The 15,569-nt window shown below is 41.3% G+C and carries 15 protein-coding genes; all 15 read left to right on the top strand.

Features of this window, described 5'->3' with window-relative positions; translation table 11 throughout:
• Positions 1-79 precede the first annotated feature (79 nt).
• The 15 genes from ndk (at position 80) to M1D81_RS10660 (ending at position 15,518) form a co-directional block, all read left to right on the top strand.
• Entirely contained in the window at positions 80-526 is a 447-nt protein-coding gene (ndk, locus tag M1D81_RS10730) for a nucleoside-diphosphate kinase (protein WP_456266921.1), read from the top strand.
• A gap of 144 nt (positions 527-670) precedes the next feature.
• On the top strand, positions 671-1,450 hold the full coding sequence (locus M1D81_RS10725) for a CheR family methyltransferase (protein ID WP_034623453.1): 780 nt from the start codon (positions 671-673) through the stop codon (positions 1,448-1,450).
• A 73-nt stretch (positions 1,451-1,523) separates the two neighbouring features.
• Positions 1,524-2,696, top strand: a complete 1,173-nt coding sequence (aroC, locus tag M1D81_RS10720) for a chorismate synthase (protein WP_024422806.1) — start codon at positions 1,524-1,526, stop codon at positions 2,694-2,696.
• Complete coding sequence (gene aroB, locus M1D81_RS10715) at positions 2,696-3,787, top strand: 3-dehydroquinate synthase (RefSeq protein ID WP_456266922.1); 1,092 nt, start codon at positions 2,696-2,698, stop codon at positions 3,785-3,787. Before aroC ends, aroB begins: the two co-directional genes overlap by 1 nt.
• Positions 3,784-4,167 (top strand): chorismate mutase, encoded by a 384-nt coding sequence (gene aroH, locus M1D81_RS10710; protein WP_024422804.1) that lies wholly within the window; start codon positions 3,784-3,786, stop codon positions 4,165-4,167. The genes aroB and aroH overlap by 4 nt, the downstream gene beginning before the upstream one ends.
• Before the next feature lie 231 nt (positions 4,168-4,398).
• Positions 4,399-5,946: an anthranilate synthase component I gene (gene trpE, locus M1D81_RS10705; protein ID WP_456266923.1), complete on the top strand. Its 1,548-nt coding sequence runs from the start codon at positions 4,399-4,401 to the stop codon at positions 5,944-5,946.
• Positions 5,918-6,940 carry an anthranilate phosphoribosyltransferase gene (gene trpD, locus M1D81_RS10700; protein ID WP_456266924.1) on the top strand — a complete coding sequence of 341 codons (1,023 nt, stop codon included), beginning with the start codon at positions 5,918-5,920 and terminating at the stop codon, positions 6,938-6,940. Before trpE ends, trpD begins: the two co-directional genes overlap by 29 nt.
• The gene (gene trpC, locus M1D81_RS10695) at positions 6,933-7,685 is read left to right on the top strand and encodes an indole-3-glycerol phosphate synthase TrpC (protein WP_456266925.1); all 753 of its coding nucleotides are present in this window, start codon (positions 6,933-6,935) and stop codon (positions 7,683-7,685) included. Before trpD ends, trpC begins: the two co-directional genes overlap by 8 nt.
• Positions 7,682-8,350 (top strand): phosphoribosylanthranilate isomerase, encoded by a 669-nt coding sequence (locus M1D81_RS10690; RefSeq protein ID WP_056767138.1) that lies wholly within the window; start codon positions 7,682-7,684, stop codon positions 8,348-8,350. Before trpC ends, M1D81_RS10690 begins: the two co-directional genes overlap by 4 nt.
• The gene (trpB, locus tag M1D81_RS10685; RefSeq protein WP_122631040.1) at positions 8,331-9,530 is read left to right on the top strand and encodes a tryptophan synthase subunit beta; all 1,200 of its coding nucleotides are present in this window, start codon (positions 8,331-8,333) and stop codon (positions 9,528-9,530) included. Before M1D81_RS10690 ends, trpB begins: the two co-directional genes overlap by 20 nt.
• Positions 9,527-10,330, top strand: coding sequence for a tryptophan synthase subunit alpha (gene trpA / locus M1D81_RS10680; protein ID WP_456266926.1), 804 nt, complete (start codon positions 9,527-9,529; stop codon positions 10,328-10,330). The genes trpB and trpA overlap by 4 nt, the downstream gene beginning before the upstream one ends.
• Positions 10,331-10,341: 11 nt before the next feature.
• On the top strand, positions 10,342-11,439 hold the full coding sequence (gene hisC, locus M1D81_RS10675) for a histidinol-phosphate transaminase (protein ID WP_024422797.1): 1,098 nt from the start codon (positions 10,342-10,344) through the stop codon (positions 11,437-11,439).
• A gap of 114 nt (positions 11,440-11,553) precedes the next feature.
• The gene (locus M1D81_RS10670; RefSeq protein WP_456266927.1) at positions 11,554-12,669 is read left to right on the top strand and encodes a prephenate dehydrogenase; all 1,116 of its coding nucleotides are present in this window, start codon (positions 11,554-11,556) and stop codon (positions 12,667-12,669) included.
• 10 nt (positions 12,670-12,679) lie between these two features.
• Complete coding sequence (gene aroA, locus M1D81_RS10665) at positions 12,680-13,966, top strand: 3-phosphoshikimate 1-carboxyvinyltransferase (protein WP_456266928.1); 1,287 nt, start codon at positions 12,680-12,682, stop codon at positions 13,964-13,966.
• Between the two features lie 280 nt (positions 13,967-14,246).
• Complete coding sequence (locus M1D81_RS10660) at positions 14,247-15,518, top strand: tetratricopeptide repeat protein (protein ID WP_024428100.1); 1,272 nt, start codon at positions 14,247-14,249, stop codon at positions 15,516-15,518.
• Positions 15,519-15,569 lie beyond the last annotated feature (51 nt).

Here is a 15,569-nt window from a genome sequence, read left to right as displayed (position 1 = left end):
TTATTATAAAAAAAAATGATACGATCACTTTGTAACAATGTAAGCCTATACATACATAACGACGGGGTGGAAAACGTATATGGACAAAACATTTCTTATGGTCAAACCTGATGGTGTGGAAAGACAATTAATCGGTGACATTGTGTCAAGATTCGAAAAAAAGGGACTTCAGCTTGTTGGTGCAAAACTAATGAGTATTCCAAAGGAAGTAGCAGAAACCCATTACGGAGAGCATAAAGAAAAACCGTTTTTCGGGGAATTGGTTGACTTTATTACATCAGGACCTGTATTTGCAATGGTATGGCAAGGTGAACAGGTAGTCGACGTAACAAGACAGATGATCGGCAAAACAAATCCAAAGGAAGCGCTTCCAGGCACAATAAGAGGTGACTATGGATTGACTGTTGGGAAAAACATTATCCATGGTTCAGACTCACCAGAAAGTGCTGAAAGAGAAATTAACTTATTCTTCAAACAAGAAGAACTCACAAGCTGGGATCAAACCATCTCAAACTGGATTTATTAAAATTCAAGCCAAGGTGTTCATCTAATGAGCGCTTTGGCTTTTTTATATTGAACTTTCTACACGAAATTTCGCATGAGAAGATACAAATTTTCGATAAAAACAGCTATACTAGGACAAAGATAGATGAGACAGGAGAGGACATTGATGGATTCATATCAAGTATTTGTCGGGAAATGGAAAAAACTAACCGGGGTTGATTTAAATTTATATAAAGAAGCACAAATGAAACGGAGATTAACCTCACTTTATGATAAAAAAGGATATAAAGATTTTGAAGCATTCGCGGCCGCGCTTGAAAAGGACAGAGCACTATTAGATGAGACGATGGACCGCATGACGATTAATGTGTCAGAATTTTACCGAAACTATCAGCGCTGGGAAGTACTTGATCAAAAAATCCTGCCGCTGCTTTCGAAAAATGGCGGCACCTTAAAGATTTGGAGTGCAGCATGTTCGACAGGAGAGGAGCCATATACACTCTCCATGCTGCTGTCAAGCCATCCTCTTGTGAAAGACTTCCAAATTATTGCAACTGACATTGATGATAAAGTTCTGCAGTCAGCTCAAAAAGGCAGATATCATGAACGCTCTCTGCAAGAGGTGCCAGATCATATCAAGCAAAAATATTTCACAAAAGAAGATTCTTCATTTTACACTGTGAAGGATGAGGTTCGAAAGCATATTCAATTTAAGAAGCACAACCTTTTAGCAGATCCATATGAAAAACAGCTTGACCTCATCGTCTGCCGAAATGTACTGATTTACTTTACTGAGGAGGCAAAAGAAGAAATTTACTTAAAAATGAGCAGCAGTTTAAAACAAAACGGCGTATTATTTGTTGGTTCTACAGAGCAAATTTTTCACCCAGAAAAGTTTGGACTGACATCTGCTGATACTTTCTTTTATCAAAAGAAGGGTATGTAGCTGACTTTTTAGTAGCAAGTGTGTTATTATATTTTTACTTAAAAGCGTTAATGCGATGAAGGGAGATAAAGTCATGAGGTACTTAACAGCAGGTGAATCACATGGTCCACAATTGACCACAATTATTGAAGGAGTTCCAGCGGGACTTTACATAGAGCAGGATGACATCAATTATGAATTGGCTAGAAGACAAAAAGGTCATGGCCGCGGAAGAAGAATGCAGATTGAAAAAGACCAGGCAAAAGTGTTAAGTGGTGTTCGCCACGGGAGAACATTAGGTTCTCCAATCGCACTTGTTGTTGAAAACAACGACTGGAAGCATTGGACAAAGGTGATGGGGGCAGAGCCGATCACGGAAGAAGAAGAAAGTGAAATGAAGCGTCAAATCTCCCGTCCAAGACCAGGACATGCGGATTTAAATGGGGCGATCAAATATGGACACCGTGATATGAGAAACGTATTAGAGCGCTCATCAGCCCGCGAGACAACTGTTCGCGTAGCAGCAGGCGCAGTTGCCAAACAAATCTTGGCGCATCTAGGGATTAAAGTAGCTGGCCACGTTCTTGAAATTGGCGGAGTGAAAGCAGCTCATACAGCATATGAGTCTATTGAAGATTTGCAGAAGGTAACAGAAGAATCACCTGTTCGCTGCTATGACAGTGAAGCAGGTCAGAAAATGATGGATGCAATTGATGAAGCGAAGAAAAACGGCGATTCAATTGGCGGAATTGTTGAAGTCATCGTTGAAGGGATGCCGGTTGGGGTTGGCAGCTATGTTCATTACGACCGTAAATTGGACAGCAAGCTTGCAGGCGCTGTACTTAGTATCAACGCTTTTAAAGGGGTTGAATTCGGTATTGGCTTCGAGGCAGCCTCTAAAAATGGCAGTGAGGTCCATGATGAAATCATCTGGGATGAAGAAAAGGGCTATACGAGAAAAACAAACCGCCTAGGTGGCCTTGAAGGCGGAATGTCAACTGGTATGCCAATTGTCGTAAGAGGGGTTATGAAACCAATCCCAACGCTTTATAAGCCGCTTCAAAGCGTGGACATTGAAACAAAAGAACCTTTCTCTGCAAGTATTGAACGTTCTGACAGCTGCGCAGTTCCTGCCGCAAGTGTTGTTGCAGAAGCAGTCGTGGCATGGGAAATTGCCAATGCAGTTGTGGAGCAGTTTGGCCTTGACCAAATCGACCGCATTAAAGAAAATGTTGAAAAAATGCGCCAGCTTCAGAGGGAATTTTAATGAAAACACTGGAAGTTAAGACGTCTTCAGCCACTTATCCTGTATTTATCGGTGATGGGATTAAACGCAATATCGTTGACTTGATAACTTCCACTGGGCATTCCTATACGAAGCTCTTAATCGTCACAGATGCAGCTGTTGATGCCATTTATGGTGATGAGATGGTTCGCTTACTTCAAGAGAAGTGGCCTGTGAACAAAGTGGTTGTGCCAAGCGGAGAGCAGTCAAAATCCTTTGCCGAATTTGAGCATATTCATACGGAAGCCATTCAATGTCAGCTTGATCGTTCCTCCTGCATTATAGCACTGGGAGGCGGCGTAATTGGAGATTTGGCTGGCTTTGCTGCTGCCACTTATATGAGAGGCATTGATTTTATCCAAGTGCCGACGACGCTGCTGGCACATGATAGTGCAGTTGGCGGGAAGACAGGGATTAACCATCCGCTTGGTAAAAATTTAATCGGTGCGTTTCATCAGCCGAAAGCTGTGATCTATGATACTAGTATGCTTGAGACACTATCTCAAATTGAACGAAGATCAGGCTTTGCAGAAGTCATCAAACATGCACTGATTTCAAGTGAAGAATTTTTATCAGAACTCATGTCTATTCGTTCTTTGACGGATTTATCAAAAAGCGAGCTGGCACATATGCTGTATCAAGGCATTCAAGTCAAAGCGTCAATTGTTCAAGAAGATGAAAAAGAACAAGGTGTGCGTGCATTTTTGAATTTAGGCCATACACTGGGGCATGCCATTGAAGCAGAATACGGATATGGCGTCATCACGCATGGAGATGCCATTGCCATCGGCATGCAGTTTGCGCTGTATGTGAGCGAAAAGCAGCTGGGGCTCAGCCTTAATCGTTTAGAACTAAAAGAGTGGATGAAAGAGCTTGGATTCCCTGTACAAGTCACACAAGACATTTCCACGAAAATATTTGTTGACCGGATGATTGGTGATAAAAAAGCAAGAGGCGGCAGTGTTCAATTTGTTTTATTAAAACAGGTTGGAGACGTCACCTTACAGTCTTTCACAAAAGATGAGCTGCACTACTGGCTCGAAGAATGGAAACGGGAGGAGGGATGTCTATGATGTTTCGCGGCATACGTGGGGCTACAACTGTGATAGAAGATACAGAAACAGAAGTGTTAAACAAAACGAAGCAGCTGTTAGAAGCGATCATTTCAAGAAACCAAGTAGATCCAGAACGTGTCGTGCAGATCTTGATTTCAGCTACACAAGATATTCACTCCGTTTTTCCGGCAAAAGCACTTCGTCAGTTTGAAGGATGGACATATGTACCAGTTACTTGCATGCAGGAACTGGACATTGATGGCGGTTTAAAGCAATGTATTCGTGTCTTAATGACTGTCCAGACGGATACAAAGCAGGAAGACATACAGCATGTATACTTGGAAGAAGCTGTGACGCTTCGCCCTGATTTACAGTTGACAAAAAACAAGGAATTATAATACGATATGAACAGCCGAAGTTTACACACAGGTGTAAACGGCATTGCAAGCTTAGAGAAGATGAGAATGAGACTAGGGTAGTTGAGATGAGTAGAGTTGAGCAGAGATACGATACTTCTATTTAATCATACTGCCTAAAAGAGCAACCCTCTTTTAGGCTTATTTCGTATACTCATACAAACCCTCTATATGTCCCCTCATTCTCCTTAATCCCATTTAAGGAGTGTGCTTATGAATTCCCAATCAAACCTGACCCAATTTTTAAAGGACAGTGAGTCCTACAAAACGATCCCAATTGTTGAAACCATTACAGTCGATACGCTCTCACCGATTCAAATTGTTGAAAAACTCAAACAAGATATTGTGTATTTGCTAGAAAGCAAAGATGAGTCTTCCAGCTGGTCGAGATATTCCTTCATTGGATTGCACCCGTTTTTAACCTTACATGATGACCAAAACAAATACGTTGCACGTGACGCTGCGGGGCAGGAAGTCATGCAAAAGCAAGAGCTGAAAGAACTGCTGGATTGGATGAAAGAGCAATATCAAATCAAAACGCCAGATATTGATATCCCATTTACAGGCGGGGCTGTTGGGTACTTAAGCTACGATCTGATCCCAAACATTGAACCTTCTGTCAGGCCTCACCGCAGCGCATCGCTGGCAGAAAATTGCACATTATTTGTCTGCCAAACGATGATTGCCTTTGATCATGAAACAAATCATGTTCATTTTATCCAATACACTCAGCTGGCCGGACATGAAACAGAAGACGAAAAAATACGCGCCTACAAAGAAAAACAAAAGCAGCTTGAACAGATGATTCACAAGCTCCATTCAAAGGTTGATATGAAAGAACTGATTTTATCAGGGAATATGAATGAGCCGCCATCCTTTGAACATGTGACGTCAACCTATGAAAAAGCGCAATTTTTAAAAGACGTAGAAAAAATCAAAGAATACATTCGAGCGGGTGACATTTTTCAAGGCGTACTCTCGCAGCGATTTGATATCCCTGTATCAGTGAGTTCATTTGAGTTATACCGCGTGCTTCGGATTGTGAATCCATCTCCTTATATGTATTTTATGAAATTAAAAGATCGTGATTTAGTCGGCAGCTCGCCAGAACGATTAATCCATGCCAAAAATGGGCATTTAGAAATTCATCCTATTGCTGGCACAAGAAAACGAGGAACAACAAGAGAAGAGGATGCTGAACTAGCAAGAGAGCTGCTTGAAGATGAAAAGGAAAAAGCCGAGCATTACATGTTAGTGGATCTTGCCAGAAATGATGTAGGCCGTGTGGCAGAATACGGCAGTGTATCCGTACCTACCTTTACAAAAGTAGTGAATTTTTCACATGTCATGCACATCATCTCCATTGTGACAGGTAAGCTAAAGCGGGATACACATCCAGTTGATGCGCTTATGTCCGCATTCCCAGCAGGTACATTAACAGGTGCCCCGAAAATAAGAGCGATGCAATTATTAAATGAAATGGAGCCTGAGCCAAGGGAAACATATGGCGGCTGTATTGCCTATATTGGATTCGACGGCAATATCGACTCCTGTATTACCATTCGTACGATGAGCGTCAAAAATCAGACCGCTTCTATACAAGCAGGCGCCGGCATTGTGGCTGATTCTGTCCCAGAAAACGAATGGGAAGAGACTTGTAACAAGGCAGGAGCACTTCTGAAAGCCATTCAGCTTGCGGAACATATTTTCTCAGAAAAGGAGAGTGTGCAAGATGAATCACCGACTATCAGCTCTTGTTAATGGAGGCTTTCTATCAGAAAATGAAGCAAATAAACTCATGCATGATATGATGAGCGGCTTTTTAACAGATGCTGAAGTCGCTGCCAGTCTCTCGATTTTAGCGCATAGAGGAGAAACCGCTGAAGAAATGACGGGTTTTGTGAAAGCCATGCGGCAAAATGCGGCACCAATGGAACGATCGCTTGATGTTGTTGACACTTGCGGCACAGGAGGCGATGGACTCTCCACCTTTAATATATCAACTGCCGCTGCCATTGTCGCTTCCGCCGCTGGAGCTAAAATCGCCAAACACGGAAATCGATCAGTTTCTTCTAAAAGCGGGAGTGCCGATGTACTAGAGTGTCTTGGGATTCATATTCAATCCACACCAGAAGAAACAAGAAGACAAATACAAGAGAAAAACATGGGCTTTTTATTTGCACCATTGTATCATTCATCTATGAAACAAGTAGCCGCAGTCCGCAAGCAGCTCGGCTTCCGGACGGTATTTAATCTCTTAGGTCCGCTTTGCCACCCAATGCAAGCCAAAAAGCAAATCATCGGCGTTTACTCAAAGGAAAAGGCAAAATTAATGGCAGAAGCCCTTGCACCGTTAGAGCCAGAACATGTGCTGTTTGTTTGCGGAGAAGATGGGCTGGATGAATTAACGATTACAGCAAATTCATATGTGATTGAACTCAAAAAAGATGTCATGACAGAATATACACTCAATCCAGAAGACTTTGGGCTGCAAAAAGGATATTTATCAGAAATTCAGGTCCAATCACCGGAAGAGAGTGCTAAATTGATTCAGAATATATTGAATCATCAAACAGAAGGGGCGCCGCTTCATATTACAGCCCTGAATGCTGGAGCGGCTTTATATGTCGCAGGGAAGTCAGAAAGCCTCATGGCCGGAACATTAAAAGCGATTGAAACGATTAAAAACGGCGCAGCCAAAGAACAATTGGCTCGTTTAAAACAAAAAACGAGAGAGGAAGAGATCTATGCTTAATCAAATCATTGCCCGCAAAAAAGAACATATTCAAACATTGCAGTTACCAGTAGATGGACACTTTGAAAGACGATCATTTAAAGAAGCACTCATGAATCCTCATCGCTCAATTGGTCTCATTGCGGAGGTGAAAAAAGCGTCTCCTTCCAAAGGAATCATTCAACCGAATTTTGATCCTTTACAAACAGCAAAAGCTTACGAAAAATCAAACGCTGATTGCTTATCTGTTTTAACGGATGAACCGTTCTTTCAAGGGAAAAACGAATACTTATCCCTCATTAAAAAACACGTAGATCGTTCAATTTTAAGAAAAGATTTCATCATTGACTCCATACAGGTAGAAGAGTCAAGACGTATAGGGGCAGATGCCATTTTATTAATTGGAGAAGTACTTGAGCCGCAAAAGCTGCAAGAGCTCTATGCTGAAGCGAAAGAGAAAGGCCTTGATGTCCTAGTCGAAGTACATGCAGCAGATACACTGGAAAATATTTTAAAGTTGTTCACTCCTGAAATCATTGGAGTGAACAACCGGAATTTAAATACATTTACAACAACAGTCGAACAAACAAAAGAGATCGCACCCCTTGTTCCAAAAGATGTTTTACTAGTGAGTGAGAGCGGTATTCAAACATTTGATGATCTGGCCTTTGTGAAGAAACATGGAGCGGGTGCAGTTCTTGTAGGAGAATCATTAATGAGAGAACAATCACAAGAAAAAGCTGTTCAGACATTGTTTGGAGAATGAACAGGGTGAAGCCTTATGTAAAATATTGCGGGGCAGTATCACAAGATGATGTGGAATGTATTGCGCAATCTCACGCAGATGCCATTGGATTTATTTTTGCTCCAAGTAAAAGACAAGTCCAGCCAGATCAAGTGAAACAATGGCTCATCCAAACAAAGTGTGAGAAAAAAATTGCCGGTGTATTTGTAAATGAAAAGATCGAAAAAGTGTGTGAGATCACAAAACATATACCTTTAGATATCGTACAGCTTCATGGAGATGAAACGCAGGATGACGCTAAAGAAATCAAACAACAAACAGGGGCTGTCGTTTGGAAAGTGTTCCACCACGAATCCAATATCACAAACACGCTTGAAAAAATGACGGCATTTGCACCTGTTGTCGATGGCTTCCTCATTGATGCGAAAGTAAAAGGGATGAGAGGCGGCTCTGGAACAGCTTTTGCTTGGGAGGCGGTGCCTGCATACGTTCAGCATGCAAAACGGCTGGAGAAAACTTGCATAATTGCAGGCGGCATCACACCAGAAACGATAGCAGAGCTCCTTGCCTATGGTCCAGAAGCGATCGATCTTTCAAGCGGAATAGAAGAAAACGGAAAGAAAAGCAGCGCTAAGATCGAAGCGCTCGAAGAAAGGATGTTAAATGATGTACGCATATCCAAATGAGATTGGCAGATACGGAGAATTCGGAGGGAAATTTGTCCCGGAAACGCTCATGCAGCCACTTGCAGAAATCGAGCAGGCATTTCGTGAATTAAAAGAAGACCCTGCTTTTCAAGCAGAATATGTATCACTACTTCGAAACTATTCAGGCAGACCAACTGCGCTTACATATGCTGACCAATTATCAGCATACCTCGGCGGCGCAAAAATCTATTTAAAAAGAGAAGATTTAAACCACACGGGTGCTCATAAAATTAACAATGCGCTTGGTCAGGCCCTGCTTGCGAAAAAAATGGGGAAATCAAACATCATCGCAGAAACAGGCGCGGGCCAGCACGGAGTAGCTGCTGCAACGGTGGCCGCAAAGTTCGGGTTATCCTGCACGGTATTTATGGGGAAAGAAGATGTGGAAAGACAATCACTCAATGTCTTTCGAATGAAACTGCTGGGCGCTGAAGTCATACCTGTCACAAGCGGAAATGGCACACTAAAAGATGCAACCAACGAAGCCATCCGCTATTGGGTTCAGCACTGCAGTGATCATTTTTATATGATTGGCTCCGTTGTAGGCCCTCATCCGTATCCTCAAATCGTCAGCGAGTTCCAGCGCATGATTGGTGATGAAGCAAAAGAGCAGCTGCTTGAAAAAGAAGGAAGGCTTCCTCATAAAGTCATTGCCTGTGTTGGCGGCGGAAGTAATGCCATTGGAATGTACCGGGCATTTTTAGATGAAGAAGTAGATATCATTGGTGTAGAGGCAGCTGGAAAAGGAATCGATACGCCGCTCCATGCTGCAACCATCACGAAAGGAACCAAAGGTGTGATCCACGGGTCTTTGACATATTTAATCCAAGATGAATTTGGCCAAATTATTGAGCCATATTCTATTTCCGCTGGTTTAGATTATCCGGGAATTGGACCAGAACACGCATATTTACATGCGAGCGGGCGGGTTCAATATGTGAGTGCGACAGATCAAGAAGCACTAGATGCACTAAAGCTGCTGACTGAAAAAGAAGGAATTCTGCCAGCAATTGAATCTGCACATGCGCTAGCCAAGGCGTTTGAGGTAAGCAAGACGATGAATGAAGATGAAATCGTTCTTGTCTGCCTCTCAGGAAGAGGCGATAAGGATGTGCATACCTTAATGAACGTGCTCGAAAGTGAGGGGAAAACAAAATGATTAGATTTCAATTAGAGGAAGGCGAAAAATTATTTATCCCATTTATCACAGCTGGAGATCCGTCAGAAGATATCACGATTGATTTAGCTATCTCCCTTCAAGCTGCCGGTGCACATGCGATTGAACTCGGTGTTCCTTATTCCGATCCATTAGCAGACGGTCCTGTCATTCAAAGAGCCTCCAAAAGAGCTCTAAATCATGGCATGAATATCGTAAAAGCGATAGAATTAGCAGGGAAGATGAAAAAAAACGGTGTAAAAATTCCTGTAATTCTATTTACGTATTATAATCCTGTGTTACAATTAGACACAGAATACTTTTTCGCTTTACTGCGCAAAAATCATATTTCGGGACTCTTAACACCCGACTTGCCGTTTGAAGAGAGCAGCGAGCTGCAAAAGAACTGTCAAACACATGACATTTCATATATTTCACTCGTTGCACCAACAAGCAAGGAACGATTAGTAAACATTGTAGAGCAGGCAGAAGGTTTTGTATATTGTGTTTCATCTCTTGGTGTAACAGGTGTCAGACAATCCTTTGACGCGTCAATTACAGATTTTATTCAACAAGTGAAACAGCTGAGTCACATACCGGTTGCGGTCGGTTTTGGCATCTCAACAAGAGAGCAGGTAGACTCAATGAATAAACTGAGTGACGGTGTTGTTGTCGGAAGTGCACTTGTGAAAAAAATTGAAGAGCTTCAAGAACAATTGCTGGCAAGTGATACACGTCAAGAGGCTTTAAGAGAATTTGAAACATATGCAAAAACATTTAGTGCCCTCTATTCATTCAAATGAGGTGAAACATTTTGCAAATCAAAGATCAATTAAAACAGCTAAAACCGTATCAACCTGGGAAACCAATTGAAGAGGTCAAAAAAGAATATCAATTAGACAAAATTGTGAAATTGGCTTCAAATGAAAACCCTTTTGGATGTTCTGTACATGCAAGAGAGGCAATACAAGCTGAGCTCGAACATTTAGCGATTTATCCTGATGGATACAGCGCAAGTTTAAGAACGGAGCTTGCTGAGTTTCTTCAAGTAAGTGAAAAACAATTAATTTTCGGGAACGGCTCAGATGAACTTGTGCAAATTATTGCGAGAGCATTCCTTGACCAACATACAAATACCGTCATCCCATCTCCATCTTTTCCGCAATACCGTCACAATGCAGTGATTGAACATGCTGAAATTCGAGAAGTGCCTCTTTTAGAAGGAGGAGCTCACGATCTGAAGGGCATGCTGGATGCGATCGATGAAAACACGAAGGTTGTCTGGGTATGTAATCCAAATAACCCGACAGGAAATCATTTATCAGAATCTGAGATTGTGGCGTTTTTAGATGAAGTGCCAGCTCACGTGCTTGTTGTTCTAGATGAAGCGTATTTTGAATACGTGCGTGCGGAAGATTTTCCAAACAGTTTATCTTTATTACACAATTATCAAAATGTCATTGTCCTTCGAACGTTTTCTAAAGCATATGGACTTGCAGCGCTTCGAGTAGGCTACGGAATTGCATCAGAAGAGCTGATTACTGCCATTGAACCAGCGAGAGAGCCGTTTAATACCAGCCGTATCGCTCAGGCAGCGGCTCGTGCAGCGATCAAAGATCAAGATTTCATACAATCATGCAGACAGAAAAACGAAGCAGGTCTCAAGCAATATCAAGATTTTGCAGACCGTTTTGGACTATATATCTATCCATCTCAAACAAACTTTGTGCTGATTGATTTTAAAAGAGATGCAGATGAATTGTTCAATGCATTATTGAAAAAAGGTTACATTGTTCGTTCCGGGAAAGCACTTGGTTTTCCGACTTCTTTACGTATTACCGTCGGAACAAAAGAGCAAAATGAAGACATTCTAAGTACACTTGCCGATTTACTGCAAGGCATTCGTGCGTAGCATAACCAGAAAGTCATATCCTAAGGCAGGATATGGCTTTCATTGTACCAACCTCAATACATATAAGCTGTTGAAATAGGTTGTTTAATTTTCGCGAAAAATCAGGTGATGAATATGAATGATGCAAACGAAACAATATTAATCGCTGGACTCGGTTTAATTGGGGGATCCATTGCACTTTCGATTAAAAAAGAGTATCCTCATAAAAAAATTGTAGGTTTTGATGTTTCCAAAGAGCAAATGGTTGCTGCAACAAAGCTGGGAATTATTGATGCAACAGCTGATTCGTTTTTGGCTGGTTTAGAAGAATCTTCGACCATTATTTTGGCAACACCTGTCCAGCAAACAGTAAAGATGCTTAGTGATATTGCAGACTCTGGAATTGAAAGAGAGCTTATAATTACTGATGTCGGCAGCACGAAGCAAAAGGTCGTCCATTTTGCTGAAAAAGCGCTGCCTGAGCAGTACCAATTTATTGGTGGACATCCAATGGCAGGCTCTCATAAGTCAGGTGTTATTGCAGCAAAAGACTTTTTATTTGAAAATGCGTTCTACATTTTAACACCTGCAAGGGAAACAAACCGCCAAGCTGTTGATCAGTTGATGGATTTGTTAAAGGGGACAAATGCTCATTTCATCGAGATGACACCAGAAGAACATGATGCTGTGACAAGTGTAATTAGCCATTTCCCTCATATTGTTGCAGCCAGCCTTGTGCATCAAGCACATCATTTCGAAGAACAATTCCCACTTGTTAAACGGTTTGCTGCTGGAGGCTTTCGTGATATCACACGAATTGCTTCAAGCAATCCTGCAATGTGGAGGGATATTCTGCTGCACAATAAACACAAGATTTTAGACCGTTTTCATGAATGGAAAAAAGAGATTAACCGCATTGAAACCTTCGTAGAGCAAGAAGATGCTGAAGGATTGTTCTCTTATTTTCAAGAAGCAAAGGAATATCGTGATGGACTGCCTCTAAGGAAAAAAGGAGCCATTCCTGCTTTTTATGATCTGTATGTCGATGTTCCGGATCACCCTGGGGTCATATCGGAGATTACAGGGCATCTAGCAAGTGAAAATATTAGTATTACAAATATCCGTATTATTGAGACGCGGGAAGACATTAATGGGATTTTACGCATTAGTTTTCAAACAGACGACGACCGCAAGCGTGCAGAAATCTGTATAAAAAATAGAGCGAATTACGATACATTTTATGCTGACTGAGGTGACAAACATGAAAATTCATAAAAATGCTCCTATGAATGGAGAAATTCATATCCCAGGTGATAAATCTATTTCACATAGATCAGTGATGTTTGGTGCAATTGCTGAAGGGACCACAGTAGTGAAAAACTTTCTTCCTGGAGCTGACTGTTTAAGTACGATTGATTGCTTTAGAAAGATGGGCGTTGAAATTGAACAAAAAGGGACAGATGTTGTCATTCATGGTAAAGGACTGAAAGAGCTCAAGGAGCCGTCTGACATTCTCGATGTTGGCAATTCTGGTACAACCATTCGATTAATGATGGGAATATTAGCTGGTTGTGAGTTTCACAGTACACTAATTGGTGATGAGAGTATTGCCAAAAGACCAATGAAACGTGTGACGGGTCCGCTGAAACAACTAGGAGCCAAAATAGACGGCAGAGCAAATGGCGAGTATACACCACTGTCTATTCGTGGCGGTCATTTAAAAGGCATCTCTTATGAGTCTCCGGTGGCAAGTGCACAAATTAAGTCGGCTGTCCTTTTAGCTGGGCTGCAAGCAGAGGGTACAACAACATTAACTGAACCACATAAATCAAGAGATCATACAGAAAGAATGCTCTCTATGTTTGGTGTAAAACTAGATGAAGATGAACAAAGTGTTTCCATTGAAGGCGGCCAGACATTAACAGCAACAGATATATTTGTTCCTGGAGACATCTCTTCAGCTGCATTTTTCCTTGTAGCTGGATCAATCGTTCCTAACAGCCGGATTGTCTTAAAAAATGTCGGGCTAAACAAAACAAGAACAGGCATTATAGATGTGCTGAAACTTATGGGTGCAAATCTTGAAATCAATGAAGTAGATGCCAAAGGCGGAGAACCGTATGGTGATTTAACGATTTCTACTTCATCATTAAAAGGGATTGAAATTTCTGGTGACATGATTTCAAGACTCATCGATGAAATTCCGATTATTGCACTTCTTGCGACCCAAGCAGAAGGAACAACGATCATTAAAGATGCTGCTGAGTTAAAAGTTAAAGAAACCAATCGAATTGATACAGTCGTATCAGAACTTAAAAAACTCGGTGCTGATATTGAAGCAACAGATGATGGTATGAAGATTCATGGTAAAACTACGCTTCAAGGCGGCGCAGTCGTCTCAAGCTACGGAGATCACCGTATCGGTATGATGCTGGGAATTGCCGCATGTGTGACAAAGCAAGCAATTGAGATTGAAGATACAAATGCTGTTCGTGTCTCATACCCGAATTTCTTTGAACACATTGAATATTTAACGAAAACAGTCTGAGGAGGTCCTCAGGCTTTTTCTTTCCTTTTGCATATTTGTCAGAAATATAGCATAGCTTGTCTCAAGGTGAAACCTTGAAAAAAAACATTTTGTCCGATCAAAATAGTGTCTGCAGTTTACAAATCATCCGTTTCGTATAAGATGAAATGAAAAACAGTCTTTAAAACACAAAAATGAGTTCATTTTAAAAGAGCAACATATTTGCTGGATGTGTACCTGTCGATTATGATATGAAGTAACAATAGTTTAGGTTTTTGGAAACAGAAAGGAACGGTTTGATTTGAATAGTTCATTACAAGAAGCCATAAAATTAGTTGAGGCGGGTGAGACTGAAAAAGGACTCCAAACACTTGCTCAAGCAGAGAAGCATTTGCATGATGAAGAAAAGGCGCAAGCGGCTCAATTATATTATGATTGGGGAGATATCGATAAAGCACGGAATCTCATCAGTGATTTACATGATTTATATCCAGAGGAAACAGGTTTAACGTGTTTTTATGCAGAGCTGTTGATTGACTCTGATGAAGAAGAGAAGGCGATTTCAGTATTAGAAACGATTCCTGAAGATGATGATGCGTACCCAGAGAGTTTATTGTTAATGGCAGATTTGTATCAAATGCAGGGACTATTTGAAGTCAGTGAACAAAAGCTTTTAAAAGCGAAAGAACTACTTCCGAATGAAGCCATCATCGATTTTGCATTAGGTGAGTTGTATTTTTCTCAAGGCCTTTCAAAAAAAGCGGCCGATTATTTCTACAAAGTGGCAGATCAGCAGCATGAGGTTGGCGGTGTCAATGTGTATCAGCGGCTCGCTGAATCGCTCAGCACAGCTGGAGAATTTGAGGATGCACTTGAATGGTACGAAAAGGCAGTAAAAGATCAAGCAGACCCGAATACTCTTTTTGGCTACGGATTTACAGCAATGAGGGCTGGCAGAACGAAAACAGCCATTCAGCAGCTTACAGAACTGAAAGATATTGATCCGTCCTATTCGTCACTTTATATGCCTTTAGCGAAAAGTTATGAGGAAGAAGGACTATATCACGAGGCTTTAGAAGTAGTAAAAGAGGGTATTAAAGTTGATGAGTATAACAAAGAATTATATTTATATGGTGCCAAGATTGATTTGAAAAATGGGGATTCAGAAGATGCGAAAAAACTGCTTCAAGAAGCACTTGCTCTCGATCCGGGTTATATTGAAGCAGTTCAAACATTGCTGGCGATCTATTTAAATGAAGAGCTGTTTGATGAAATTCTGGATGTTATTAAAGAGGTTAAAAGCTTTGGGGAAGATGATCCAAAATGGAATTGGTATGCTGCATCTGCTTCTGTCGGGCGAGAAGAATACAAAGAAGCTGCCGAGTATTTCAAGCTTGCCCTGCCTGATTTTGATGAGGAGCGTGACTTTTTATATGAATACGCTTCGTTCCTTTTAGAAGAGGGCAGACAAAAAGAAGCATTGCCGTTATTACGCAAAGTTCTAGAGAAAGATGGCACGAATGAAGAAATTGAAGAAACGATTTTAAGAATTGAAGACGAAATTTCCTTATAGTTTGCAGGAATGAAGAACTGGTTTGTTGAATAATTCATGTATAGCAATTTA

Source organism: Bacillus sp. JZ105 (assembly GCF_053903125.1).
Note: the sequence above shows the minus strand (reverse complement) of the source record. Positions and strands in the feature narration are given on the sequence as shown.